This is a genomic window from Oerskovia sp. USHLN155, assembly GCF_037145535.1.
Lineage (GTDB): Bacteria > Actinomycetota > Actinomycetes > Actinomycetales > Cellulomonadaceae > Oerskovia > Oerskovia rustica.
Window position 1 is genome coordinate 285,778 of the sequence record NZ_JBBCXG010000008.1, and the last position, 25,118, is coordinate 310,895.

Consider the following 25,118-nt stretch of genomic DNA (forward strand, 5'->3'; position numbering starts at 1 on the left):
CCCGCGTCAGCGCGCGGCCACGCTCCGCCACACGGCCGCGTGCTGCGCCGCGCTGCGCTCCCACGTGAAGTCGGCCGAGCGGACCCGGCCGCGCTCGACCATGGCCGCGACCTCCGGGTCGTCCGAGAGCGCGAACAGGGTCGCCTGGGCGATCTCGTCGGGCGTCGGGTCCACGAGCAGCCCGCCGTCGCCCACGACCTCGGGCAGCGAGCTCGTGCGTGCCGCGACCACGGGCACCCCCGCGGCCATGCCCTCGAGCGCGGGCAGACCGAAGCCCTCGTAGTGCGAGGGGACCACGACGACGGCGGCGCCCGCGACCAGACCCGGCATGACGTCGTCGGGCAGGCGGCCCACGAGGCGCGTGCCCGCGAGCGCACCGAACAGTGCGTCGCGCCGGGCGTTGCGCGGACCGCTCATGACGAGCGTCAGGTCCGGGCGGGCGCTGTGGACCAGCGGCCACGCCGCGGCGAGGCTCTCCAGGTTCTTGCGCCGCGAGGCGCCGCCCGCGTGCAGCACGTACGGGCCGGTGATGCCCAGCGCGTCGAGCGCCGCGGCGTCGAGGGGCGGGGTGTGGAAGTAACGCTCGTCGACCCCGTTGTAGGCGACGTGCGGGCGCTCGACGCCGAGCAGCTCGGCGATCTCGTCGGCGCTGAACTCGGAGACGGTGACGACGGCTGCAGCGCGCCGGGCCTCCTCGGCGGCTGCGCGCACCGGGCGGGACTCGTCGTCGAACCGCCAGGACACCACGTCCTGGATGGTCACCACGTCGCGCGTCGGGTGCGGGGGCAGCTCGAGCCCGACGCGGTGCACGACGGCGCCGCGGGGGTAGACGACCCGGCCCGCGGCCCGGCGCAGCGCGGGTGAGGCGGTGCCGAGGCGGGAGAGCGGGAGGCGGAGCGTGCCGGGCAGGGGCGAGCGCAGGGAGCGGGCGACGGTGCGCCGCACGGTCCAGTCCTCGGCCCCTGCGGGAGCCTGTGTCGCGGTGGGTGAAACCGTGCCCGAGGAGGGTGCGGAGAGGGCTCGGGCCGCCCGGGTGGCGACCTCCTCCTGATAAACTTGCGCGCCCATGGGCACCTCAACCGCGACGGTCGCGATCACCAGCTGCGGCATGCGGGGAGTCCGTTCTCTCGCGGCACGGGAAGAGCCCCACTCTAGCGGCGCGCGGCGCCCCGACCACGGTCTCCAGGGGGCGAAATGAGTCCCCGCACCGCGCTGGTCACCAGCTCCTACGCGCCCCGCACGGGCGGCGTCGAGACCCACGTCCAGCACGTCGCGCGCGTGCTCGCCGCCCGCGGCGAGACGGTCGAGGTGTGGGCCGTCGACCAGGGCGAGCACCTCGGGACCCGCGTGCTCGACGGCGTCACGGTCCGCTACCTGCCGACCCCCCAGCCCTCGCGCGGCGCTCGCGGCGTCCTGTCCTTCGCGGTCCGCTGGCCCGCGGCCGCCTGGCGATGGTCCCGCGCGTACCGCTCGCTGCGCCCGGACGTCCTGCACGTGCAGTGCTTCGGCCCCAACGGCGTCTACGCCACGGCCCTGGGGCGCGTCACCCGCACGCCGCTCGTCGTCAGCTCGCACGGTGAGACGTTCGCCGACGACCACGACGCGCTCGGCACGTCCTGGTGGATGCGCACCTGGTTCGGCGCGGCCCTCGCCCGCGCGGACGCCGTGACGGGCTGCTCGACGATCGTCACCGAGGACCTGGCCGAACGCTTCGGGTACGAGGGCGCCGTCGTCGTGCCGAACGGGGTGGAGCTCGGGGCGCCGGCCACGGACCCGGCGCGCCCCCCGGCTCCCCGCACGGGACCCGCGGACCCGCCCGACGCCGTCGGGCCTCCCGTGCTGCTCGCGGTCGGCCGCGTCGAGCACGTCAAGGGCTTCGACCTGCTGCTCGAAGCCTTCGCGGCGTCGGACCTCAAGGACCGGGCCCGGCTCACGATCGTGGGCGACGGCTCGGAGCTCGCGGAGCTGCGGCGTCGGGCGCGGGCTCTCGGGGTCGAGGACCGCGTGTCCTTCCCCGGGATGCTGGGGCCGGACGCCGTCGCCGAGGCGCTCGCGGCGGCCACGGTCGTGGTCGTGCCGAGCCGCAAGGAGGCCGCGTCGATCGTGGTCCTCGAGGCCTGGCGGGCCGGGCGCCCCGTGGTGGGCACCGTGCTCGGGGGGCCTCGCACGCTCCTCACCGACGGTGTGGAGGGCCTGCTCGTCGACCCCCGGGACGCCGCGGCGCTCGCAGGGGCGATCGGGTCGCTGCTCGACGCACCCGACGTCGCGGCCGCGCTCGGGGCCGCGGGCCGCCGCGAGGTCGAGGGCTACACCTGGGAGGCCGTCGTGGACCGGTACGACGACGTCTACGAGCGTGTCCTGAGATCCCGTGCGGCCCGGCGAGCGCGCGCGCCGAGGTAGAACCTCCTGCACGAGGTAGACCCCTGCGGGTACTACCTCGACGCAGGACGTTCTACCTCGCGAGCCACGCGCCGGCGCTGCGTGAGCGCGAGCACCAGACACGTGAGCGCCCCCACGAGCGCGAGGGACGCGACGACGTCGCTCGGGCGGTGCGCGTGCTCGAGCAGCGAGGCGACGCACGCCACGAGGCTCACGACCACGGCCCACGCCACGAGAGCCCCCGAGCGGCGGGGCCAGAGGAACAGGACCGCGACGCACAGCGCGGCCGTCACCGCGACGTGCCCCGAGGGCAGGGTGTTCTGGGGGTAGGCCAGGTCGGCGAGGTCCGGCCGGTCGAGCGCCCCGTCGCGGAGCCAGCGGGCGAGCGGGACCGTGACGGCCACGACGGCCACGGCACGCGCGGCGTCCCGCCACCGGCGGGCCCGCAGCGCGAGCACCCCGAGGACCGCGCACACGACCCCGAGCGCCACGGGCAGGGCCGGTCGCAGGACCTGCGCGAACGACCCGAGGAACGGGTTGAGCTGCTGCCACGAGACGAACGCGCCGTTGTCGAGCTGCTGCCCCGCGAGCGTGCGGACGGTCACGACGTAGGTCACGGTGAACACCGCGCCGAGCACCAGCGCCCCGGCGAGCAGGAGCGGGACGCGGGCCGACCGCCCGAGGCGGGTGCCGACGTCGTGCAGCGCGTCCGTGGTCACGGGCAGGCCTTCCTGGGAGTGCGTCGGGCGGCGCCTGGGGAGCGCCTGACGGGTGGCTGACGGGTGTCCACGGACACTGTCGGACGACGGCGGCGCGGCGTGGGGAATCCGGTCGGGTGAAATCAGTGCTCCCACTGTGGCCCCGGCGTCGTTCGGTGTCTACCGTCGTACTGCAGATGCCCCGGGCACCGATCTCGCGAGGTCCGGGGAAAGCGATCGCCGGACGACAGAGGGTCCTTCATGGCACGGAGCCGTGTGCTGAGCATCATCGACCTGACGGATCAGGAGATCGAGGCGTGGCGGGCGCTCGCAGCGCGCGCCGCCGAGCCCAACCCGTACTTCGAGCCCGAGATGCTGGTGCCCGCGGTGCGCGAGCTCAGCGGCGGGTCCGAGCTGCGGCTCCTGGTCGTCGACGGCGACCTCAGCGGGGTCGAGCCCGGCGGCTGGTGGGCCGCGCTCCCGTTCGAGATGGTCCCGGGCGACAAGCACTGGCCGTGGCGGCACGCCTCGACCGGGTCGGACTTCCTGGCGCTGTACTGCCCGCTGGGCACACCGCTGGTCGACGGCGCGCGCGTCGACGAGGCCGTCGAGGCGCTGGTCGACGCGTTCCACGAGCGACGCCGCGAGCTCGGGCAGGCGATCGACCTGCACCTGCTGTCCCGCGACGGGCGGGCCAACCAGCGCCTCGAGGAGGTGTGCCGGGAGCGCGGCATCCCCGTGCACTCGTGGGGCGGCGACCCCCGGGGCGCGGTCCGGTTCGACGAGGGGGAGTCGGGGAGCTGGGCCGAGCGCATGCCTCGCGGCAAGTCGCTCGCGCGCGGTCGCCGGCGCCTCGAGCGCGCGGTGGGCGAGACCCTGGTCCTGGAGGACAGGGGGGACGACCCCGAGATCGCGAAGGCGTTCCTCGACTTCGAGCAGCAGGGGTGGAAGGGCGACGCGTCGCGCGGCGGCATGGGGTTCCGGAGCCGTCGCGGCGGGCAGGAGTGGTTCACGCAGATGCTCGCCGGCTTCGCCGAGACCGGGCGGGCGCACGTGTTCGCGCTCGTCGCCGGCGGGGTCCTGCTGCACATGGCCGTGATCGTGTGCACGGGGTCCACGGCGTTCGGCTACTTCGACGTGTACAGCGAGGAGTGGGCGCGGTACGGGCCGGGCGCGATCGGGCGCATGATGGCGTTGTCGTGGCTCGACGAGAACTCCGACGTCGAGGTGTTCGACAGCTCGATGAACCCCTCGCTCTACAAGGACGCGACGGACCTGTTCCCCGACCGGCTCACGATGGTCTCGTCGACCGTCGTCACGGGGAGCGTGGTCGCGCGCCTGACCATGCGGGTCATGCGCGCGGCGGCGCGCGTGGTGCGGCGCGTCCGGTGACGACCTTTGCGGGCGCCCCGGGCCGGGCCCGGGCGACGGGGGCTGGTGTGACGAGCAGGATCGTGCGCGTGGCCGACCTGGGCGGCGAGGACCTCGCGGCCTGGCAGCGCCTGGCGGACTCCTCGCTCGAACCCAACCCCTACTTCGAGCCCGCCGTCCTGGGGGCGGCCGCGCGCGGGATGGGGGGCGGGCGCGCGGTCAGGGCGCTCGTCGTGTCCGACGGGTCGGGCTGGCTCGCGTTCCTCCCGTTCGAGACGGTGGGCCGCGACCGGTTGTGGCCCGCGCGGCACGCGAGCCTCGACGGGCCGTTCGTCGAGCGGTTCGCGGCGCTGCGTGCGCCGCTCGTGGACGCGGCCCGCCCGCGGCTGGCGGTCGCGTCGCTGGTCGCGGCGCTCCATGCCCGACGGCGAGCGCTCGGCCAGGCGGTCGACCTTCCGTTGCTGAGGGCGTCGGGGGAGACGACGACGCTGCTGCTGGAGGCCTTCGCGCGTGCGGGCATGCCGGTGCGCGAGTGGGACCGGATCTCGCGGGGTGCGCTCGTGCCGGGGCCGGGGCCGGGGCCGGGGCCGGGGCCGGGGCCAGGCCAGGAGGCGGAGGCGGGCGACGTGCTCGGTCCGCAGCTGTCCGCCTCGCGGCGCAAGAACCTTCGTCGCGGCCGGCGACACCTCGTCGAGGAGCTCGGGCAGGAGCTGCGGATCGTCGACGCGACCGCGGAACCGGGGATCGTCGAGCAGTTCCTCGACCTGGAGGCCGCGGGCTGGAAGGGCGACCGGGCCAAGGGCGGTGAGGCCCGGCGCGTGGTGCCCGGCGCCGCGGAGTGGTTCGCGGGGCTGGTCGAGGCGTACCGCGAGCGAGGTGAGGCGTACGTGCTGCGGGTCGGCCCGTCCGGGGCACCGGTGTACCTCGCGGTGCGCGTCCGGCGCGGCGGCGTGGTCTTCTCGATCTCCGACGCCTACGACCCGGCCTGGTCGGCGCACTCACCCGGGGCGTGGGGACGACTGCTCGGGATGCGGCTGCTGGCCGAGGTGCCGGGGACCGTGCTCGTGGACAGCTGCATCGACCCGCGCCGGTACCCCGACGAGACGCTGCTCTACCCCGACCGCGTGGACCTGGTCTCGGTCACGTGCGCCGTGGGGAGCTGGCCGTCGCGCGTACTGCTGTCAGCGATCGTGGCGGCGGGGCGGGTCCGTAGGTGGCTGCGGGAGCGGCGGGCCGAGGGGCCGCGCCGCCGTGGGCGAACCAGCGCGCCCCCTGTCACCCCCTCGGCGTAACCTGGTGCTCGCACCCTCAGCCCGGACCGTCTTCACCTCGGTCCGGGCCGCTCGTGCTGTTCCGGCGCGCCCGCGCCTCGCTGCGGGGTCGCGTCGAACGACGTCCACACCTGCCCGGGCCTGCGCCCGTGGACGCCTACGCCGTCGGTGACCCTGCTCGAAGGAACTCATGAACCTCACCGGAATCCTGCCCGCCCTCCTGGCCGACCCGACCGCGCGCGCCGTCGTCGAGCACGTGCGCCTGCGGGGCGCGGTCGACGTCGTCGGACCGGTGGGTGTGCGTCCGCCGTTGCTCGCCGCGATGGCTGGGGCGACCGCGACCGGGGAAGCCGCCGGGGCCGCACAGGGTGAGCCCGCCCAGGGCTCCCGCCCCCTCGTCGTCGTGACCGCGACGGGCCGTGAGGCCGACGAGCTCGCCGCGAGCGTGCGCGCCTACCTGCCCGACGAGCTGGGCGACCTGGTCGCGGTCCTGCCCGCGTGGGAGACGCTGCCGCACGAGCGCCTGTCGCCGCGCAGCGACACGGTCGCCAAGCGACTCGCGGTGTTCCGCCGCCTCGCGCACCCGACCAGCGAGATCAGCCAGTCGGGCCCGGTACGCGTCCTCGTCATGCCGGTGCGCGCGCTGCTCCAGCCGGTCGTCGAGGGCCTGGGTGACCTGGAACCGGTCGAGCTCAGCACGGGTGAGACGGCCGACCTCACCGACGTCGCCGAGCGCCTGAGCGCGGCGGCCTACCAACGCGTGGACATGGTCGAGCGGCGCGGCGAGTTCGCGGTGCGCGGCGGCATCCTCGACGTCTTCCCCCCGACCGAGGACCACCCCCTGCGCGTCGAGTTCTGGGGCGACGAGGTCACCGAGATCCGCTGGTTCGCGGTCGCGGACCAGCGCAGCCTGGAGATCGCGGACCACGGCGTGTGGGCGCCGCCGTGCCGCGAGATCCTCCTGACGGACGCGGTCCGCGCCCGCGCCGCGGAGCTGATCGAGACGCTCCCCGGCGCGACCGACATGCTCGACAAGCTCGCCGCCGGCATCGCCGTCGAGGGCATGGAGTCTCTCGCCCCGGTCCTCGTGGACCGCATGCTGCCCGTCCTGGAGCTCGTGCCCGACGACTCCCTGCTCGTCATCAACGACCCCGAGCGCGTGCGCCGCCGCGCGCACGACCTCGTCGCGACGACCGAGGAGTTCCTCGCCGCGGCCTGGACCGGCGCCGCGGCGGGCGGCTCGACCCCGATCAACCTCTCGGCCGCGTCGTTCGAGACGTTCGCCGACGTCCACGACGTCGCCGAGCGTCGCGGCCTCGGGTGGTGGACGCTCAGCCCGTTCGGCCTCGACGAGGGCACCACCCCCGACGGCGAGGCGCACCCGGGCGAGGCGCTCCCGGGAGGCGAAGGAGCGGCCGCCGGGCAGGTGGCGTACGGAGGCGGCGTGACCACCTTCACCGTGCCCGCGCGCAACGTCGAGTCCTACCGCGGGGACGTCGAGCGTGCGCTCGACGACCTGCGCTCGCTCCAGCACGCGGGCTGGCGCCTGGTCCTGACGACCGAGGGCCACGGCCCCGCCCGACGCATGACCGAGCAGCTCTCCGCGGTCGACACGGCCGCGCGCCTCGTCGCGTCGATCGACACCGAGCCCGAGGGCGGCGTCGTGCTCGTGACGCCCGCGCCCGTGGGGCCGGGCTTCGTCGCGCCAGAGCTCAAGCTCGCGGTGTTCAGCGAGTCGGACCTCACGGGACGCCAGGGGTCGAGCACGCGCGACATGCGCAAGATGCCCTCGCGGCGGCGCAACGTCGTCGACCCCCTCGCGCTGCGCGCGGGCGACTACGTGGTGCACGAGCAGCACGGCGTCGGGAAGTTCGTCGAGCTCGTGCAGCGCACGCTCGGCACGGGCGGCAACGCCGCGACACGCGAGTACCTCGTCATCGAGTACGCGAGCAGCAAGCGCGGCCAGCCGGGCGACCGCCTGTTCGTGCCGTCGGACCAGCTCGACCAGGTCACCAAGTACACGGGCGGCGAGTCGCCCAGCCTGAACAAGATGGGCGGCTCGGACTGGGCCAAGACCAAGAGCCAGGCGCGCAAGCACGTCAAGGAGATCGCGGGCGAGCTCATCCGCCTCTACAGCGCGCGCATGGCCACCCAGGGGCACGCGTTCGGGCCCGACACCCCGTGGCAGCGCGAGCTCGAGGACGCCTTCGCGTACGTCGAGACGCCCGACCAGCTCGTCACGATCGACGAGGTCAAGGCCGACATGGAGAAGGCCGTCCCCATGGACCGGCTGGTGTGCGGCGACGTCGGGTACGGCAAGACCGAGATCGCGGTCCGCGCGGCGTTCAAGGCCGTGCAGGACGGCAAGCAGGTCGCGGTCCTCGTGCCCACGACGCTCCTGGTCCAGCAGCACTTCCAGACGTTCGCCGAGCGCTACTCGGCCTTCCCTGTGACGGTCAAGGCGCTCTCGCGCTTCCAGACCGAGGCCGAGTCCAAGGAGACGGTCGAGGGTCTCAAGGACGGCTCGGTCGACGTCGTGATCGGCACGCACCGCATCATCTCCGGGGCCATCAAGTTCAAGGACCTGGGCCTGGTCATCATCGACGAGGAGCAGCGGTTCGGCGTCGAGCACAAGGAGACGCTCAAGCAGCTCCGGACCAACGTCGACGTGCTCGCGATGAGCGCGACCCCCATCCCGCGCACGCTCGAGATGGCCGTCACGGGCATCCGCGAGATGTCGACGCTCGCGACCCCGCCCGAGGAGCGGCACCCTGTGCTCACGTACGTGGGCGCGTACGAGGAGAAGCAGATCTCGGCGTCGATCCGCCGCGAGCTGCTGCGCGAGGGCCAGGTGTTCTACGTGCACAACAAGGTCGAGACGATCGACCGCACGGCCCAGCGCCTGCGCGAGCTCGTCCCCGAGGCCCGCATCGGCGTCGCGCACGGCAAGATGAGCGAGGCCCAGCTCGACCAGACGATCACGGCGTTCTGGGAGAAGGAGCTCGACGTCCTGGTCTGCACCACGATCATCGAGACCGGCCTCGACATCTCCAACGCCAACACCCTCATCCTGGAGCGCGCCGACATGCTGGGCCTGTCCCAGCTCCACCAGCTCCGTGGCCGCGTGGGCCGTGGGCGCGAGCGCGCGTACGCGTACTTCCTGTACCCGCCCGAGCGCCCGCTGACCGACACCGCGCACGACCGCCTCGCGACCATGGCCGCCAACACGGACCTGGGCGCGGGCATGCAGATCGCCATGAAGGACCTCGAGATCCGCGGCGCGGGCAACCTGCTGGGCGGCGAGCAGTCGGGGCACATCGCGGGCGTCGGGTTCGACCTGTACGTGCGCATGGTCGGGGAGGCCGTGGCGTCGTTCAAGGGCGAGGTCGAGGAGGAAGCCCCCGAGGTCTCGATCGAGCTCCCGGTCGACGCGCACATCCCGCACGACTACATCGCGCACGAGCGCCTGCGCCTCGAGGCGTACCGCAAGATCGCGGCGGCCCAGGACGAGCCCGCGCTCGCCGAGGTGCGGGCCGAGCTCGTCGACCGCTACGGCGCGCTCCCGGAGGTCGTCGAGGCACTGTTCGCCGTCGCGGACTTCCGCAACCACGCGCGCCGCGCGGGGCTCGCCGACGTCACGGCGCAGGGCAAGTTCGTGCGCTTCGCGCCCGTCGATCTCCCGGAGTCCGCGGAGCTGCGCCTCAAGCGCCTCTACCCGGGCACCATGCTCAAGCCTGCGATCCGCGCGTTCCTCGTCCCCTTCCCGACGACGGCGCGCATCGGAGGCCGTCCGCTGCGGGGCATGGAGGTGCTCGCCTGGGCGCGCCAGCTCATCGACGCGGTCATCACGGGCGACGTCAGCGCGGCGGCGACGGTGGGGACGTCGAAGCGGTAGCCGTCGCCGGTGCGGCGGTGGGGGCCGGGGCGCGCCGCCGCCCCCAGCGGTTCACGATCAGGTGGCGGGCGGGCTCCTCGACGAACCGGTAGAGCGCGTAGGCCAGCACCGCGGCGGCGACCGTGATGACGGCCGCGGCGAGCACTCCGGTCAGAGGGGTGTCGAGCACGCGACGGATCACGAGCTCGTGCACCAGGTAGAACGCGTACGAGGCCGAGCCCGCGACGATCAGGACGCGGTGCGTCAGCACGGACCGCCGGCCGCGCAGGTCGCGCTCGGCGCAGAGCATGAGGAACAGCGCGAACGGCAGGACGAGCGCGACCCGGGCCACGGCCTCGGTCGCGTGCGTGAGCTCGGCCGCGACGAGCACCGCGGCGAGGATCCCGAGCACCCCGGCCCACGGGACCCGTGACCGGTGGCCCTCGACGAACGCGAGCCCTGCGACGACGCCCAGCACGAACTCGGGGAACCGAGCGAGGGGGAAGTGGTAGAGCACCTGGTACGTCGCGGGGGCCACGGCCGTCGCGACGAGCGGGATCGCGAGCGCCACGAGGGTCACGACCAGCCGGGTCCGGGTCGTCCAGCGCCGCAGCAGCGGCAGGAGGAACGGGAAGGCGAGGTAGAACGCGAGCTCGCACGACAGCGACCACGCGACGCCGTTGAGCCCGTACACGACCGTCGGGTCCAGGGACCAGGCCTGGAGCAGCAGGACGTTGGCGCCGATGATGCGCCCGGTCACGGGCGGGCTGCCCAGGACGAGGGCGATGACGAGGGCCGCGACCAGCGTCACGAGGTGGTCGGGGTAGATCCGCGCGACGCGGCGCAGGTAGAAGCCGCGGCGGGGGAGCGCGGGGTTGGCGGTCCACGTCAGGATGAAGCCCGAGAGCACGAAGAACAGCGCGACCCCGGTGCTGCCGTAGTACGCCCCGGGGATGTCGAGCACCTGCCAGTAGTCCAGGTGGAACACCAGGACCGCCGCGGCGGCGACCGCGCGGATCGCCGTCAGGGAGGGGAGCTGGCGCGGGGCGCTGCCCGTCTCCGCCGGAGTCGTCATCGAGGTCCCCTGCCGCTGGTGCGCGGCCCCGTCGAGAGGCCGCTCTTGCATCGTGGGCGCCCGGGCGGGAGGGGGTCAAGGATGAAGTGTGGTCCCGTCGTCGGACGTCCCCGCCGAGGTCGAGGTCGCCTCGACGGCGGCGAGGCCTCCGTCGAGGGCGTCGCGGTACCGCACGACGGCCACGAGGAACACGAGCACCGCGATCATCTCGAGGCTCTCCTCGCCGAGCACCGCGAGCTGCCCGACGAACGTCGCCCGGTCGAAGCCCTGGTCCTCCAGCAGCCCCGCGATCGCCTCGAAGCCGACGGCGCCGGCCACGTAGAGGACCCCGGCGAGCGCCATGGGGCGCAGGAACCTGCTCGGCAGTCCCCACAGGAGCGGGACGACGATCGCGGCCACGACGAGCGCGAGCGGGCCGTAGAACGCGATCCAGCCGTTGAAGGGCAGGTCCGCGATGCTCCGGAAGTGCTCCTCGAGCGAGGTGCCCAGGTGCTCGTGGAAGCTCGTCATCTCGTCGATCGACAGGTAGAGGAGCACGAACGCGACGAGCCCCCAGGCCCACCGTCGGGCGGGGACGGGCTCGACGTGCAGCAGGTCCCCCGTGACGAGGCCCGTCGAGGCCAGCAGGACCACGGTGAACCAGGTGGGGACGTTGACCTCCTCGTCCATGCTGAAGTAGTGGACGAGCGGCTCGATCACGCCGCCGTGCAGGTCGGCGCCCTTCTCGAGGAAGTTGGCCAGGAGGTGCAGGACGGCCAGGATCGCGATCGCCAGCGCGAGGCGGCGGACGAGGACCCGGACAGGCACGGTGACACGCAGCATGAGTGCTCCATCGACGACCCAGGCGAGCTCACGCTCGGCTCGCCGACCCTAGCAGCGGAGGCGGGGACGTGACGACCGCCACACCTGCGGTGCGCATCCATACCGCCTGGTCGGTGAGATAGTTGTCGCATCATGTTTCTCGACCTGAGCGCTTCCACGCGCACCCCCAGCACCGGACGGCACGGCTCGACGAGCGCCGCCCGCTGTTGTCGCTGTCTCTGAACAGCCGCTGACAGGCGGCGTCCGTCGCGGGTGCTCCCCGACGTGACCGCCCCTGACGCACAGGTCTGATCCTCCGGCTCTCCCGTCGCACGCGTCGTCGTGCCCGGTGATCGCAGCGCCCCGCACCGTCGGCCGCGCTCGTGACGCCCCGAGCCCCTCCCGGTCTCCGCCGCCCGGCCCCCGCCACCCGTCGGACGACCGTGCTCCACGAACCCCTCACCACCTCGTCCCGTGACCCAGGTCCCGGGAGCGAGGTGGTCCCCGTGCAGCCCCGCTGCACCCTCCGGAACGGAAGAACCCCCATGAGAACCCTCAAGGCAGCCGCCGCGGTCCTGGCGACGACCCTCCTGCTCGCCGCGTGCGGCTCGGGCGGGTCCGGCAGCGCGAGCAGCAGCGCCGCGGCAGGCGCGGACGCCGAGATCGTCATCGGCTCGACCAACGAGCCCACCGGGCTGGTACGCAACGTCGGCGGCAGCTCGGGCGTCTCGCAGACCATGACGCGCAACGTGTTCGAGGGCCTGACCTCGGTCGACGTCGACGGCGAGGTGGTCCCGACGCTCGCGAAGGACTGGGACGTGTCCGAGGACGGCCTCGTCTACACGTTCCACCTGCAGCCGGGCGTGACGTTCCACGACGGGTCCGCGCTGAGCGCGCAGGACGTCGTGTGGAGCATCTCGCAGACCATCGCACCCGAGTCCAAGAGCGCGCGCAAGAACGACCTGTCGGTCATCTCCGCGATCACGGCCCCCGACGACGCCACGGTCCAGCTCGACCTGTCGCGCCGCAGCCAGTCGCTGCCCTTCTACCTCGCGTCCGTGACGATCGTGCGGGACGGTGACACCGAGCTGACGAGCGAGAACGGCACGGGCCCGTACCGCTTCGTCGAGTGGACGCAGGGCGACCACCTCACGATCGAGCGCAACGACGACTACTGGGGAGAGCGCGCCAAGAACTCGGGGGTCACGTTCCGCTTCTTCCAGGACACGACCGCGCTCAACAACGCGCTCCTGACCGGCGACCTCGACCTGGTCATCGCGGAGGACTCTCCGGACCAGCTCCTGCAGTTCGAGGGGAACGACGAGTTCACCATCACCGAGGGCACCTCGACGACCAAGCAGATCTGGGCCTTCAACGACCGCGTCGCGCCGTTCGACGACGTCCGTGTCCGCCAGGCGCTCTACACGGCGATCGACCGCGAGAAGATCCTCGACGCCGTGTGGGACGGGCGTGGCCAGGTCATCGGCTCGATGGTCCCGCCGACCGACCCGTGGTTCGTCGACCAGGCCGACGTCCACGCCTACGACCCGCAGGCCGCGAAGGACCTGCTCGCGCAGGCCGGCGTGAGCGACCTGAGCATCGCGGTCGACTACGTCGCGGGCGACCCGTCCGAGACCATCGCCCAGCTCCTCCAGGCGGACCTGAAGGCCGTAGGCGTCACGCTCACGCTCAACCCGATCGACGACGCCACCTGGTACCAGAAGATCTACACGGACCACGACTTCCAGACCACGCTCATGGGCCACGTGAACCCGCGCGACGTCGTCTGGTACGCGAACCCGGACTTCTACTGGGGGTACGACAACAAGGACGTCCAGCAGTGGGTCGCGGACGCCGACCAGGCGGCCACGACCGACGAGCAGACGGCCCTGCTGACCCAGGTCAACGAGACCATCGGGCAGGAGGCGGCGAGCGCCTGGCTGTACCTCGACCCGCAGATCCGGGTCGCGCGCGCCGAGATCACGGGCTTCCCGGTGAACCAGGTGACGGAGAACTTCTACGTCGCCGACATCGTGCGGGAAGGCTGACCGAGCACCCATGTCCCGCTACCTCCTGACGCGCGTCGGCACGCTGCTGCTGTCGTTGGTCCTCGCGAGCGTCGTGGTCTTCGCCGTCCTCCGGTTCCTGCCGGGCGACAGCGCGGGCACGTCGCTCGGCGTGGGCACCACGAGCGACCAGCTCGACCAGCTGCGCGCCGACCTCGGCACCGACCAGCCCCTGTGGACGCAGTACGGGCAGTGGGTCGCGGGACTGTTCTCGGGCAGCGCGGGGACGTCGTTCGTCTCGCGCCTGCCCGTGGGGGAGCTGATCGCGAGCAAGCTGCCGATCACGCTGCCGCTGAGCCTCGCGGCCTTCGCGGTCTCGGTGCTCGTGTCGGTGCCCCTCGGAGTGGTCGCGGCGGTCCGGCGCCGCGGCGTCGTGGGGGTCGCGGTCTCGGCCGTGTCCCAGCTCGGTGTCGCGGTGCCGGTCTTCTGGGTCGGCGTGATCCTGGTGTGGGTCTTCGCGCTCGAGGCGGGGGTCCTGCCGCCCGGCGGGTTCCCGCGCCAGGGCTGGGAGGACCCCGCGGCGGCCGTCCGCTCGCTCGTGCTTCCCGTGGCGACCGTGGCCGTCGCGATGTCGTCCGTCATGGTGCGCTACGTGCGGTCGGCGACGCTCGACGTCCTGGACCAGGACTACGTCCGCACCGCCCGATCGCTCGGCTACGGCCGCTGGCACGCCCTGGCACGTCACGGGCTGCGCAACGGAGCGGTCCCGGTCGTCGCGATCCTCGGCATCGAGCTCGCGACCTCGCTCCTGGGGGCCGTGGTCGTGGAGAACGTCTTCGCGCTCCCGGGCCTCGGCACGCTCCTGGTGTCGTCGGTCGCGGGGCGCGACCTGCCCGTCGTGCAGGCCCTCGTCCTGGGCCTGACGGCCCTCGTCCTCGTCACGAACTTCCTGGTCGACCTCGCCCAGCGCGGCATCGACCCCCGGCTGCGTGCCGGTTCTGCCCTCGGAGGCGCACGATGAGCATCGACCTGGGCGGGGAGATCCCCGTCGTCGAAGGATCCGGGCGCCTGGCCCCGGCGCGGGAGGAGGGCGTGCTCGCGCCCGCGACCGGGGACGGTGGTGCCCCGCGTGCCCGACGGCGGAGCGTCAGCCCGTCGTTCGTCGCGGGTCTCGTCATGGTCGGCCTCGTCGCGCTCGTCGGTGTCGTCGCGGTCTTCTGGACGCCGTACGACGTGGGCGTGGGCGCGGCCGGCACGGGCGGGCGGCTCGAGGGGCCGAGCGCGCAGTTCTGGGCGGGCACCGACCGCCTGGGGCGCGACCTGCTGAGCCAGCTCATGGGCGGGGCCACGGTCGCGATGACCGTGGCGATCGCCTCGGTCGTCATCGCGGGCCTGCTAGGCATCACGATCGGCGTGGTCGCGGCGGCGACCACCCGGTGGGCCGACGTCGCGCTCCTCAACGTCGTCGACCTGATGATCGCCTTCCCGACCCTGCTGCTGGCCATGCTGATCGTGACCGTTCGCGGCGCGTCGCTGACCTCGGCCGTCGTCGCGATCGGCATCTCCGGGGCCGCGGTGATCGCGCGCGTCACGCGGGTCAACGCCGCGCGCGTGCTGCGCGAGGACTACGTGACGGCCGCGACGGCGTCGGGCACCGGGTGGTGGGGGACGATCCTGCGCCACGTCCTGCCCAACGTGGCCCCCACCCTGCTGGTGCAGCTCATGCTGCTCGCGGGCGGCGCGATCCTCGCCGAGGCGTCGCTGTCCTACCTGGGGCTCGGCTCGCCGACCGCCCTGTCCTGGGGGCGGCTGCTCAGCGCCGCCCAGAAGTCCGTCGCGGTCCAGCCGCTCGGGGCGATCCTGCCCGGGCTGCTCATCGCGTGGACCGTGCTCGGCCTGAACCTCCTGGGTGACGGCATCCGCGAACGGACCGACCCGAGCCTGCGAGGCGACCGATGACCGTGACTCCCACGACGAGCACCACCGGGCTCGAGGTGCGCGACCTGACGGTGCGGACGTCGTCGGGCCGGGTCCTGCTCGACCACGTGAGCTGGCACGTCGCGCCCGGCGAGCGCCTGGGGGTGATCGGCGAGTCCGGCTCGGGCAAGTCGCTCACCGCGGCCGCGATCCTCGGGCTGCTGCCCGACGGCATGACCGCCACCGGGCAGGTCCTGCTCGACGGGACCGACCTGCTCACGCTCGGCGAACGAGCGCTGCGCCGCGTGCGCGGGGCGCGCATCGCCATGGTCTTCCAGGAGCCCCTCACGGCGCTCGACCCCCTCATGACGATCGGTCGGCAGATCGCCGGGCCGCTGCGCCTGCACCGCAAGGTCTCGCGTGCACGCGCCGCAGAGCTCGCCGCCGACCTGTGCCGCATCGTGCGCCTCGACGACACCGAACGCATCCTCGGGTCCTACCCCTGGCAGCTCTCGGGCGGCCAGCGCCAGCGCGCGTGCCTCGCCATGGCGCTCGCGTGCGAGCCCGACGTGCTCATCGCCGACGAGCCCACCACGGCCCTCGACGTGACCGTCCAGGCCGAGATCCTCGACCTGCTCGACGACCTCATCGAGCGCACCGGGACCGCCCTGGTGTTCGTGTCGCACGACCTGCCGGTCGTCGCCCGCGTCACGCGCGACCTCGTCGTCATGCGGCACGGCAAGGTCGTCGAGGCCACGAGCGTCGCCCGTGCCCTCGACGCCCCCGAGGACCCGTACACCCGGACGCTGCTCGCCGCCGCGCGCGCCGTGACCCACCTGCCGACCCTGCACCCGACCACCCAGGAGGACCGATGAGCGACCAGCCCGCCGGGGGCGACGCCCTTGCCGGGGGCGACCGGAACCCGGCCGAGGGTGACGCCCCACCGTTCGTCGCGCTCGACGGGGTGTGGCGCGAGTTCGGCGGATCGCGCCGCACGCCCCCGACGGCGGCGCTCGCAGGCGTCGACCTCGCGGTCCGGTCAGGCCGCAGCGTGGGGATCGTGGGGGAGTCGGGCGCCGGGAAGTCGACGCTGCTGCGCCTGCTGCTCGGGCTCGACAGCCCGACGCGCGGCACGGTCTCCTACCGCGGCGCGCCCCTGGACCGCCGGGACCGCGCGCTCATGCGACGGTACCGGCGCGAGGTGCAGGTCGTCCTCCAGGACCCGCGCACGTCGCTCGACCCACGCATGACGGTCGCCCGGATCGTCGCCGAGCCGCTGCGCTCGCTCAAGATCGGCGGCGACGTGTCGGCGCGCGTCGACGAGGTGCTGGGATGGGTCGGCCTCGACCCCGACGCCCGGACGAAGTACCCGGCCCAGTTCTCGGGCGGCCAGCGCCAGCGCATCGCGATCGCCCGTGCCCTCGCGCCCTCGCCGTCGGTCCTGGTGGGCGACGAGCCCGTGAGCGCGCTCGACGTGTCGGTCCGCGAGCAGGTCATGGACCTGCTGCGCCGGCTCCAGAGCGAGCTCGGGCTCACGCTCGTCCTGGTCAGCCACGACATGGCGATCGTCGGGCAGCTTTGCGAGGAGACCGTGGTGCTGCGCGGGGGAGAGGTCGTCGAGGCCGGCCCCACGCGCGAGGTGCTGACCCGGCCCACGGCCGCGTACACGCGCGAGCTGCTCGCGGCGGTGCCGACGCTGCCGTGAGGTGCGTGCCGCCGTCGGGCACGGCGACGTAGAGGGTTCTTGTCGAGACAGAGGCCTGCGGACCTCTGTGTCGACAAGAACCCTCTATCTCGTGGTGCCCGCGCTGCCCTGTCCGAGAACTCGCAACCTTCTTGCATGTCCGGAAAGGGAGACACGTCCCTCGCGTCTGTGTAATCTTTCAGCAAGAACCCGCAAATCTCTGCAAGGTGGTAGGGGTGTGGGCTCGGCCGGTCGATCGGACCGGAGCGATGGCAGGGGAAGCGGTAGACGTGCCGGCGCCGACGCCGGGGCGAGGACGGGCAGCCACGCGCCGAAGCGGGGCTGTGCGCAGCACCGAAACGGAGAACGCAGCAATGAAGCTCAGCCGAACAACCAGACCTGTCCGCACGACGCCGCGGCGCAGACTTCTCGCCGGGCTCACGGCGCTCGCCGTGGTCGCGTCGGGACTCGTCGCCGGTGCCTTGCCCGCCGCGGCCAAGGCGCCGACGCCCTCACCCGTGGTCGCGTCCGAGAACGGCCGGGGGAACGTCGTCCTCAACATGTTCCAGTGGACCTGGGACGCGGTCGCTGCCGAGTGCACCAGCACGATCGGGCCCGCCGGGTTCGGCTACGTCCAGGTCTCCCCACCCCAGGAGCACATCCAGGGCACCGCGTGGTGGACCTCGTACCAGCCCGTGAGCTACAAGATCGAGTCCAAGCTCGGCAACCGCGCCGAGTTCCAGAACATGGTGAGCGCGTGCAGGACCGCCGGCGTGGGCATCGTCGTGGACGCGGTCGTCAACCACATGGCGGGAGCCGACACCGGGTCGGGCACCGGCACGGGCGGAACCGGCTACTCGGTCGACAGCTTCCCGGGCGTCCCCTACGGCGCGAACGACTTCAACGACTGCCGTGCCAACATCACCAACTACGGCGACCGGTACAACGTCCAGAACTGCCGCCTCGTCTCGCTCCAGGACCTGCGCACGAGCTCCGACTACGTGCGCGGCAAGATCGCGGGCTACATGAACGACCTGCTCGGCCTGGGTGTCGCCGGCTTCCGCATCGACGCGGCCAAGCACATCCCGGCCGCCGACCTCGAGGCCATCAAGGCCAAGCTGACGAACCCGAACGTCTACTGGGTCCACGAGGTCATCGGGGCCGGGGGAGAACCCGTCCAGCCCTCCGAGTACCTGGGCAGCGGGGACTCGCACGAGTTCAACTACGCGCGCACGCTCAAGAGCCGCTTCGACGGCAGCATCGCGAGCCTCGACGAGATCGGGAACGGGCTGCTCACGTCCGACCGCGCCGGGGTCTTCGTCGACAACCACGACACCGAGCGCAACGGCGAGACCATGAACTACAAGTGGGGCGCCAAGTACAAGCTCGCCAACGCGTTCATGCTCTCCTGGCCCTACGGCTCGCCCGCGGTCTACACCGGCTACACGTGGACCGACAAGGACGCAGGGGCTCCCGGCGCCACCAACGCCTCGGTCCCCGACGCGAGCTGCTCGAACAGCGCCTGGACCTGCACCCAGCGGTGGACCGAGATCGCGGGCATGGTCGGCTTCCACAACACGGTCGAGGGCACGTCCGTCACCAACTGGTGGGACGACGGCAACAACAACATCGCCTACGGCCGCGGGGCCAAGGGCTACGTGGCGATCAACAACACCGCCTCCGCCGTGACGCACACCTACCAGACGTCGCTGCCCGCGGGCAGCTACTGCGACGTCGTGGCCACCAAGGACTGCTCCGTGACGCGGACCGTGAGCGCCTCGGGCACGTTCACCGCGACGGTCCCCGCGTACGGCGCGCTCGCGCTGCACGTCGGCAAGACCGGTGGCACACCGTGCACGGTCGACTGCCCGACCACCTCCGCCACCACGGTCTACTACTCGACCTCGACGGGGTGGAACGCGTACAAGGTCCACTACAAGGTCGGTGCGGGCGCCTGGACCACGGCCCCCGGGGTCGACATGACAGCGGCCTGCACGGGCTGGGTCTCGCGCGAGATTCCTGCGAACGGGGCGACGATCACCGCCGCGTTCACCAACGGCTCGGGCACCTGGGACAACAACAACGGCAAGGACTTCAGCCTCACGGGGCAGCACGTCCAGGTCTCGGGAGGTGTCGTCACCGCGGGCGACCCGTGCGCGGGGACCGGGGGCGGCGGGACCGGTGAGACCGAGGGCGACGCGAGCTTCTCGGTCAACGCCACCACGGTCCTGGGGCAGAGCGTCTACGTCGTGGGCAGCATCACGGCCCTCGGCTCGTGGGCGCCCGCCGCGGCCAAGCAGCTCTCGGCCGCGGCCTACCCCGTCTGGAAGGTCACGCTCGACCTGCCCGCGGGGACGACCTTCGAGTACAAGTACGTCAAGAAGGACGGCGCGGGCAACGTGGTCTGGGAGAGCGGCGCCAACCGCACGGCGACCGTCGGACCGAACGGTGCCGTGACTCTGACCGACACCTGGCGGTAGCCGGCTCTCGGCACCGCTGACCTTCTCACTGCTGGGCGGCGGACCGCCAGGCAGCGGACCGGAGGGCCCCTCTCAGGGGCCCTCCGGTCCGCGTCCCTACGATGGGCGCATGACCACGAGCGAGCCGAACCACCCCGGTCCCGTCGACCCCCTGCGCGAGTCCGTCGCCGTCATGGACAGGCTCTACTCGCCCGGCGGGTGCCCCTGGGACCGCGAGCAGACGCACGAGACCCTGGTCCGCTACCTCCTCGAGGAGGCGCACGAGCTCGCCGAGGCCATCGAGACGGGCGACCGCGCGGGCATGCGCGAGGAGCTCGGTGACCTGCTGCTCCAGGTCCTGTTCCACGCGCGCATCGCGAGCGAGGACCCGGTCGCCCCGTTCACGGTCGACGACGTCGCGGCCGACCTCGTGGCCAAGCTCGTCAGGCGTCACCCGCACGTGTTCGCGGACACCGCCGTCACCACGGGCGACGGCCACGCGGCCCTGTACGCGCAGTGGGACGAGATCAAGCAGCAGGAGAAGCAGCGCGAGTCGGTCCTCGAGGGGATCCCGCTCGCGCAGGGCGCGCTGGCCCGCGCGCAGAAGGTCCTGTCCCGCGCGCAGCGCGCGGGACTGGGGGAGGCCGTCGCGGGTCCCGGCCCGACGGCGGTCGTCGCGTCGGTCCCTCCCGTCGCCCCGGGCGAGGCGGGGGACGGGAGGGGAGCGACGTCGTCGGGCACGCCGGGCGACGCGCTGGAACGGGCGTACGGGCACGAGCTGCTCGACGTCGTGCGCCGCGCCCAGGCCGACGGGGTGGACGCCGAGACGGCGCTGCGGGTCGCGCTGCGCGAGGTCGAGCGGGCGATCGTCTCCGCCGAGGGTGACGTGGCCGCCCGCCGAGGGTGACGTGGCCGCCCGCCGGGGGTGACGGACACGCCCGCTGAGGGTGACCGAGGCGTCACCCTCGGCACCGCAGCGCATCACCGTCGGCATCGCAGCACGTCACCCCCGGCGTGCACCACGGCCGACATGCGGGCGATCGTGTCCACGAGGCGACGTCCGAAGCACTATGTGTTCCCGACCACTAGGCTGGGTTGCGACAACCCCGGACGCGCCCGACCGCCATCGTCGCCTGCCCTGCGCTCCGGACCTGGAAGCAGCTGAAGGAGCAACCGTGGCAAGCATCGAAGCCGTTGGAGCACGCGAGATTCTCGACTCGCGCGGAAACCCCACCGTCGAGGTCGAGGTCGTGCTCGACGACGGTACCTTTGCCCGCGCCGGCGTCCCCTCGGGCGCCTCTACCGGCGCTTTCGAGGCCGTCGAGCGCCGTGACGGCGACAAGTCCCGCTACCTGGGCAAGGGTGTCGAGGGTGCGGTCAACGCCGTCATCGACGAGATCGCCCCGGAGCTGCTCGGCTTCGAGGCCGAGGACCAGCGCCTCATCGACCAGGCGCTGATCGAGCTCGACGGCACGCCGAACAAGGGCAAGCTCGGCGCGAACGCCATCCTCGGCGTCTCGCTCGCGGTCGCGAAGGCTGCCGCGAAGAGCTCGGGCCTGGACCTGTACCGCTACGTCGGTGGCCCGAACGCGCACGTCCTGCCCGTCCCGATGATGAACATCCTCAACGGTGGGTCGCACGCCGACTCCAACGTCGACATCCAGGAGTTCATGGTCGCCCCGATCGGCGCCACGTCGTTCCGTGAGGCGCTGCGCACCGGTGCAGAGGTCTACCACTCCCTGAAGTCCGTGCTCAAGAGCAAGGGCCTCGCGACGGGCCTCGGCGACGAGGGTGGCTTCGCCCCCAACCTGCCGAGCAACCGTGACGCTCTCGACCTGATCCTCGTCGCGATCGAGCAGGCCGGCTTCAAGCCGGGCGTCGACGTGGGCCTCGCGCTCGACGTCGCCGCGACCGAGTTCTTCAAGGACGGCGCGTACCAGTTCGAGGGCAAGGCGACGAGCTCGGACGACATCATCGCCTACTACAAGCAGCTCGTGGCGGACTACCCGCTGGTCTCGATCGAGGACCCGCTGTCCGAGGACGAGTGGAGCGCCTGGTCGCAGCTCGTGGCCGAGGTCGGCGACAAGGTCCAGATCGTCGGCGACGACCTGTTCGTCACCAACCCGGAGCGTCTCGCCAAGGGCATCGAGCTCAAGTCGGCGAACTCGCTGCTCGTGAAGCTCAACCAGATCGGCACGCTCACGGAGACGCTCGACGCCGTCGAGCTCGCCCAGCGCAACGGCTTCACCGCGATGGTCTCGCACCGCTCGGGCGAGACCGAGGACACGACGATCGCGGACCTGTCCGTCGCGGTCAACGCCGGCCAGATCAAGACCGGTGCTCCCGCCCGTGGCGAGCGCATCAACAAGTACAACCAGCTCCTGCGCATCGAGGAGGCCCTGGACGACGCGGCTCGCTACGCCGGCGCCTCGGCGTTCCCGCGCTGGAAGGCGTGAGCTGACGCATCCCCGCTGAGCACGGTCTGACCCTCGGGTCCGACCGGCGCCGGCACCCGGACGCCCGGTGGTTCCTCGGAACCACCGGGCGTCCGTGCGTCCACCACAGGCACCCGACACGCGCGGGGTTGTGAACGCTTGGTGTGGATCCGGCCACGTTGCCCCGGCACGCCGTGGACCCTGCGCCCGACCAGCGGCGCGGGGCGGCACAATCGGCTCCATGCCCACGAACCGTCGCCCGTCCACGCCCGGCGCCTCGCCGCGCCCTGGGGGCGGACGCAGCGGGGGAGGATCGCGCGGGGACGGTCGTTCGTCGACCAGCCGCGCACGGGGCGCCTCCGGCCCGACGACGTCGCGCTCGGACGCGGGCACGTCCGGCAGGTCCGGGGCCGGCTCGGGCACCCCGAAGGCCGGTCCCTCGAAGGGGGCGTCGAAGGACGCGAGCGCTGCCAAGGCCTCGAGCCCGGCGACCGGCGCGGGGCGCAAGCCTGCGGCGCCGCGCAAGCCCTCGAGCACCTCGGCGGCAGGGTCGGGCACGGGCGGACGGTCCACCGCCTCGACCTCCCGGGCGTCCTCGACGCCGCGAACCCCGCGACCGAGCACCTCGACGCGGGCCCCGGCGCTCGCGGACCGCCGGCGCAGCCGCAACGGGTTCCTGCTGCCCGAGGTGGTGACCGTCCGTTCGCTGGTGATCGCCGTCGTCGTGCTCCTCGCGGTCATCCTGCTGCTGCCGACCCTGCGCGCCTACGTGAACCAGACGGGCGAGCTGCGCGCCCTGCGTGCCGAGGTCGCGGCGGCCGAGGCCGAGCGCGAGGACCTCCAGGTCCAGCTCGGGCGCTGGGACGACGACGCGTACGTGATCGCGCAGGCGCGCGACCGGCTGAGCTACGTGATGCCGGGCGAACGCGCGTGGCGGGTCATCGACCCGGAGATCGTCGTCGACGACCTCGACCCCGAGACGGGCAGGAAGGTCACCGAGGGGCCGGTCGGCGTCGAGGGGAACGACGGCGCACCCTGGTACACCTCTCTCTGGCGGTCGGTACAGCTTGCCGGGGAGCAGCCTGCTCCCGGCGACGCACCGGCCGACCCGGGGGGCGACGAGCCCCCGGCCACGGACGCCCCGACGCCGTAGTTCCCACGCCGCACCCGCCCGGCGAGCCCGCACCACGCCCTCGCTCGGGTCGTCGCGGTCTCAGCGTCCTCGGAGAGCCCCTCGGAGGACCGATTGCCGATCCGGGCGCTCGACCGGGGACAATGGGTGGGCGCCGGCTCCCGGCGCCGGACCAGCACCGCACGCCGCAGAACGGAAACCTCTCGTGAACGACTCGACCCCCTCCTCCCCGGACTCCGCGGACCGCGGTGGCGCAGCCGACGCCGCAGCCCGTGACGCGGCACCGGTGACCGACCGTGGTCCCGCGCGCAGCGCCGACGCCCCGGCCGTCCCGGAGGCGGACCGTTCGCGCCCCGAGGTCACACCGGAGGATCTCGAGGTCCTGCACGAGCAGCTCGGCCGCCCGGCCCGCGGCGTCGTCGGGATCGCGGCGCGCTGCGTGTGCGGTCGCCCCCTCGTGGTGCACACCGCGCCGCGCCTGCCGGACGGCACCCCGTTCCCCACGACGTACTACCTGACGAGCCCGGGGGCGGTCGCGGGCGCCTCGACGCTCGAGGCGAACGGCGTGATGAAGGAGATGTCGGAGCGCCTGACCCAGGACGAGGACCTCGCCGCCGCCTACGCCCGCGCGCACGAGCACTACCTCGCGGCGCGCGAGTCGCTCGGGCACGTCGAGGAGATCGCGGGCATCTCCGCGGGCGGCATGCCCGTGCGCGTCAAGTGCCTGCACGTCCTCGTGGGCCACGCGCTCGCGGCCGGACCGGGCGTGAACCCGCTGGGTGACGAGGCGCTCGTGATGATCTCGGGGTCGTGGCGCGCGGACCGCTGCACCTGCTGAGCCGTCGCCCCGCGGGCGGGCTCGCGGCCGTCGCGGTGTGACGCTCGTGACGCCGACCGTCCACGGGCGGCGTCCGCGCCCGCCGCGGCGGCGACGGGTGGCACCCTTGATGTCATGACTTCTTCTCGCGTCGCCGCGATCGACTGCGGCACCAACTCGATCCGACTCCTCGTCGCCGACGTCGACCCCACGACGGGCGTCCTCACCGAGCTCGACCGCCGCATGGAGGTCGTGCGCCTCGGTCAGGGAGTGGACCGGACGGGCCGGCTGGCCCCGGAGGCGCTCGCGCGCACGCTCGACCAGGCGGCCGAGTACGCCCGGGTGATCGAGGAGCTCGGTGCGACGCGCACCCGGTTCGTGGCGACGTCGGCCACCCGTGACGCGGAGAACCGCGGCGAGTTCGTCGAGGGCGTCCTGGCCCGCCTGGGTGTCGAGCCCGAGGTCGTCTCGGGGACGGAGGAGGCCGAGCTGTCGTTCCGTGGCGCGACGGGCGTGGTCGCGGCGAACCACCCCGGCCCGTTCGTGGTCGTGGACCTCGGGGGAGGGTCGACCGAGCTCGTGCTGGGCACCGACGCCCCGGAGGCCGCGTGGTCGATGGACGTGGGCTGCGTGCGCATGACCGAGCGCCACCTGCGCTCGGACCCGCCGACCGGCGAGGAGATCGCGGCGGCCCGGGCCGACGTGCGGGCCGCGCTCGACACGGCGTCGCTCACGGTCCCGCTCGGCAAGGCGGCGACGCTCGTCGGGCTCGCGGGTTCCGTGACGACCGTGACGGCGCACGCGCTGGGTCTCGAGCGCTACGACCGCGACCGGATCGACGGCGCGGTGCTGTCGGTCGACCAGACGCTGGCCGCGTGCGAGGACCTGCTGGGCCGCACGCGGGCCGAGCGCGAGGCGCTGGGCTTCATGCACCCGGGCCGGATCGACGTGATCGGGGCGGGCGCGCTCGTGTGGGCCGAGGTCGTGCGCCGGGTGCGCGACGACGTCGCGGCCGCGGGCGGCGAGCTCACGTCGGTCGTGACGAGCGAGCACGACATCCTGGACGGGATCGCGCTGTCTATCGCGTGATCGTCGTCGCCGAGAAGTGGGGGGGGGCCCCCGGCAAGCACCACAAAAGGGGCGGGGAGAACAGAAGAGGACGGGCCCGGGCCGCGGGGGCGCGGGCGGAGGGGGGCCCC

The 25,118-nt window shown here is 73.2% G+C and carries 19 protein-coding genes; 15 read left to right on the top strand and 4 right to left on the bottom strand.

Annotation, left to right across the window (positions count from 1 at the left end; genetic code table 11):
• Positions 1-6 precede the first annotated feature (6 nt).
• Positions 7-1,110 (bottom strand): glycosyltransferase family 4 protein, encoded by a 1,104-nt coding sequence (locus WFH32_RS13665; RefSeq protein ID WP_191795091.1) that lies wholly within the window; start codon positions 1,108-1,110, stop codon positions 7-9.
• 84 nt (positions 1,111-1,194) lie between these two features.
• Here WFH32_RS13665 and WFH32_RS13670 point away from each other — a divergent pair, with 84 nt between their 5' ends.
• Entirely contained in the window at positions 1,195-2,400 is a 1,206-nt protein-coding gene (locus tag WFH32_RS13670; RefSeq protein WP_191795092.1) for a glycosyltransferase family 4 protein, read from the top strand.
• A gap of 32 nt (positions 2,401-2,432) precedes the next feature.
• Here WFH32_RS13670 and WFH32_RS13675 read toward each other — a convergent pair whose 3' ends face one another.
• Entirely contained in the window at positions 2,433-3,098 is a 666-nt protein-coding gene (locus tag WFH32_RS13675; RefSeq protein ID WP_336707868.1) for a phosphatase PAP2 family protein, read from the bottom strand.
• A gap of 240 nt (positions 3,099-3,338) precedes the next feature.
• On the opposite strand from WFH32_RS13675, the gene WFH32_RS13680 reads away from it, so the two are divergent.
• The 3 genes from WFH32_RS13680 (at position 3,339) to mfd (ending at position 9,614) form a co-directional block, all read left to right on the top strand.
• On the top strand, positions 3,339-4,469 hold the full coding sequence (locus WFH32_RS13680; RefSeq protein ID WP_336707869.1) for a GNAT family N-acetyltransferase: 1,131 nt from the start codon (positions 3,339-3,341) through the stop codon (positions 4,467-4,469).
• 68 nt (positions 4,470-4,537) lie between these two features.
• Positions 4,538-5,740, top strand: a complete 1,203-nt coding sequence (locus WFH32_RS13685) for a GNAT family N-acetyltransferase (protein WP_336707871.1) — start codon at positions 4,538-4,540, stop codon at positions 5,738-5,740.
• Between the two features lie 169 nt (positions 5,741-5,909).
• A complete protein-coding gene (gene mfd / locus WFH32_RS13690; protein ID WP_191795099.1) occupies positions 5,910-9,614 on the top strand; it encodes a transcription-repair coupling factor in 3,705 nt (1,234 codons plus the stop codon).
• Here the strand turns inward: mfd and WFH32_RS13695 are convergent.
• Both WFH32_RS13695 and WFH32_RS13700 read right to left on the bottom strand, forming a co-directional pair.
• Entirely contained in the window at positions 9,577-10,668 is a 1,092-nt protein-coding gene (locus WFH32_RS13695; protein ID WP_336707873.1) for an acyltransferase family protein, read from the bottom strand. The genes mfd and WFH32_RS13695 overlap by 38 nt on opposite strands.
• Before the next feature lie 75 nt (positions 10,669-10,743).
• Positions 10,744-11,490 (bottom strand): hypothetical protein, encoded by a 747-nt coding sequence (locus WFH32_RS13700; protein WP_336707874.1) that lies wholly within the window; start codon positions 11,488-11,490, stop codon positions 10,744-10,746.
• A gap of 524 nt (positions 11,491-12,014) precedes the next feature.
• Here WFH32_RS13700 and WFH32_RS13705 point away from each other — a divergent pair.
• From WFH32_RS13705 to WFH32_RS13755, 11 genes are all read left to right on the top strand, one after another.
• Positions 12,015-13,517, top strand: a complete 1,503-nt coding sequence (locus WFH32_RS13705; RefSeq protein WP_336707875.1) for an ABC transporter substrate-binding protein — start codon at positions 12,015-12,017, stop codon at positions 13,515-13,517.
• 10 nt (positions 13,518-13,527) lie between these two features.
• Entirely contained in the window at positions 13,528-14,496 is a 969-nt protein-coding gene (locus WFH32_RS13710) for an ABC transporter permease (RefSeq protein WP_191795106.1), read from the top strand.
• Positions 14,493-15,434: an ABC transporter permease gene (locus tag WFH32_RS13715; RefSeq protein ID WP_336707876.1), complete on the top strand. Its 942-nt coding sequence runs from the start codon at positions 14,493-14,495 to the stop codon at positions 15,432-15,434. Before WFH32_RS13710 ends, WFH32_RS13715 begins: the two co-directional genes overlap by 4 nt.
• The gene (locus WFH32_RS13720) at positions 15,431-16,267 is read left to right on the top strand and encodes an ABC transporter ATP-binding protein (protein WP_336707877.1); all 837 of its coding nucleotides are present in this window, start codon (positions 15,431-15,433) and stop codon (positions 16,265-16,267) included. Before WFH32_RS13715 ends, WFH32_RS13720 begins: the two co-directional genes overlap by 4 nt.
• On the top strand, positions 16,264-17,097 hold the full coding sequence (locus WFH32_RS13725) for an ATP-binding cassette domain-containing protein (RefSeq protein WP_336707879.1): 834 nt from the start codon (positions 16,264-16,266) through the stop codon (positions 17,095-17,097). The genes WFH32_RS13720 and WFH32_RS13725 overlap by 4 nt, the downstream gene beginning before the upstream one ends.
• 353 nt (positions 17,098-17,450) lie before the next feature.
• Entirely contained in the window at positions 17,451-19,556 is a 2,106-nt protein-coding gene (locus WFH32_RS13730) for a carbohydrate-binding module family 20 domain-containing protein (protein ID WP_336707881.1), read from the top strand.
• Positions 19,557-19,665: 109 nt separating this feature from the next.
• Positions 19,666-20,442 (top strand): MazG family protein, encoded by a 777-nt coding sequence (locus WFH32_RS13735; RefSeq protein WP_336707882.1) that lies wholly within the window; start codon positions 19,666-19,668, stop codon positions 20,440-20,442.
• 268 nt (positions 20,443-20,710) lie between these two features.
• Positions 20,711-21,991: a phosphopyruvate hydratase gene (gene eno, locus WFH32_RS13740; protein WP_191795114.1), complete on the top strand. Its 1,281-nt coding sequence runs from the start codon at positions 20,711-20,713 to the stop codon at positions 21,989-21,991.
• 220 nt (positions 21,992-22,211) lie between these two features.
• Entirely contained in the window at positions 22,212-23,123 is a 912-nt protein-coding gene (locus tag WFH32_RS13745; RefSeq protein ID WP_191795116.1) for an FtsB family cell division protein, read from the top strand.
• A gap of 361 nt (positions 23,124-23,484) precedes the next feature.
• Positions 23,485-23,940 (top strand): DUF501 domain-containing protein, encoded by a 456-nt coding sequence (locus tag WFH32_RS13750; protein ID WP_336707892.1) that lies wholly within the window; start codon positions 23,485-23,487, stop codon positions 23,938-23,940.
• Positions 23,941-24,054: 114 nt separating this feature from the next.
• A complete protein-coding gene (locus WFH32_RS13755; RefSeq protein ID WP_191795118.1) occupies positions 24,055-25,008 on the top strand; it encodes a Ppx/GppA phosphatase family protein in 954 nt (317 codons plus the stop codon).
• Positions 25,009-25,118: the final 110 nt, after the last annotated feature.

What these genes read in the sequence shown, in the direction of transcription:
- WFH32_RS13665 (WP_191795091.1), bottom strand. Translation starts at nt 1,110, where the DNA reads ATGCCGCAGCTGGTGATCGCGACCGTCGCGGTTGAGGTGCCCATGGGC.
- mfd (WP_191795099.1), top strand. Translation starts at nt 5,910, where the DNA reads ATGAACCTCACCGGAATCCTGCCCGCCCTCCTGGCCGACCCGACCGCG.
- WFH32_RS13705 (WP_336707875.1), top strand. Translation starts at nt 12,015, where the DNA reads ATGAGAACCCTCAAGGCAGCCGCCGCGGTCCTGGCGACGACCCTCCTG.
- WFH32_RS13700 (WP_336707874.1), bottom strand. Translation starts at nt 11,490, where the DNA reads ATGCTGCGTGTCACCGTGCCTGTCCGGGTCCTCGTCCGCCGCCTCGCG.
- WFH32_RS13680 (WP_336707869.1), top strand. Translation starts at nt 3,339, where the DNA reads ATGGCACGGAGCCGTGTGCTGAGCATCATCGACCTGACGGATCAGGAG.
- WFH32_RS13745 (WP_191795116.1), top strand. Translation starts at nt 22,212, where the DNA reads ATGCCCACGAACCGTCGCCCGTCCACGCCCGGCGCCTCGCCGCGCCCT.
- WFH32_RS13725 (WP_336707879.1), top strand. Translation starts at nt 16,264, where the DNA reads ATGAGCGACCAGCCCGCCGGGGGCGACGCCCTTGCCGGGGGCGACCGG.
- WFH32_RS13715 (WP_336707876.1), top strand. Translation starts at nt 14,493, where the DNA reads ATGAGCATCGACCTGGGCGGGGAGATCCCCGTCGTCGAAGGATCCGGG.
- WFH32_RS13730 (WP_336707881.1), top strand. Translation starts at nt 17,451, where the DNA reads ATGAAGCTCAGCCGAACAACCAGACCTGTCCGCACGACGCCGCGGCGC.
- WFH32_RS13720 (WP_336707877.1), top strand. Translation starts at nt 15,431, where the DNA reads ATGACCGTGACTCCCACGACGAGCACCACCGGGCTCGAGGTGCGCGAC.
- WFH32_RS13735 (WP_336707882.1), top strand. Translation starts at nt 19,666, where the DNA reads ATGACCACGAGCGAGCCGAACCACCCCGGTCCCGTCGACCCCCTGCGC.
- WFH32_RS13695 (WP_336707873.1), bottom strand. Translation starts at nt 10,668, where the DNA reads ATGACGACTCCGGCGGAGACGGGCAGCGCCCCGCGCCAGCTCCCCTCC.
- WFH32_RS13710 (WP_191795106.1), top strand. Translation starts at nt 13,528, where the DNA reads ATGTCCCGCTACCTCCTGACGCGCGTCGGCACGCTGCTGCTGTCGTTG.
- WFH32_RS13755 (WP_191795118.1), top strand. Translation starts at nt 24,055, where the DNA reads ATGACTTCTTCTCGCGTCGCCGCGATCGACTGCGGCACCAACTCGATC.
- WFH32_RS13670 (WP_191795092.1), top strand. Translation starts at nt 1,195, where the DNA reads ATGAGTCCCCGCACCGCGCTGGTCACCAGCTCCTACGCGCCCCGCACG.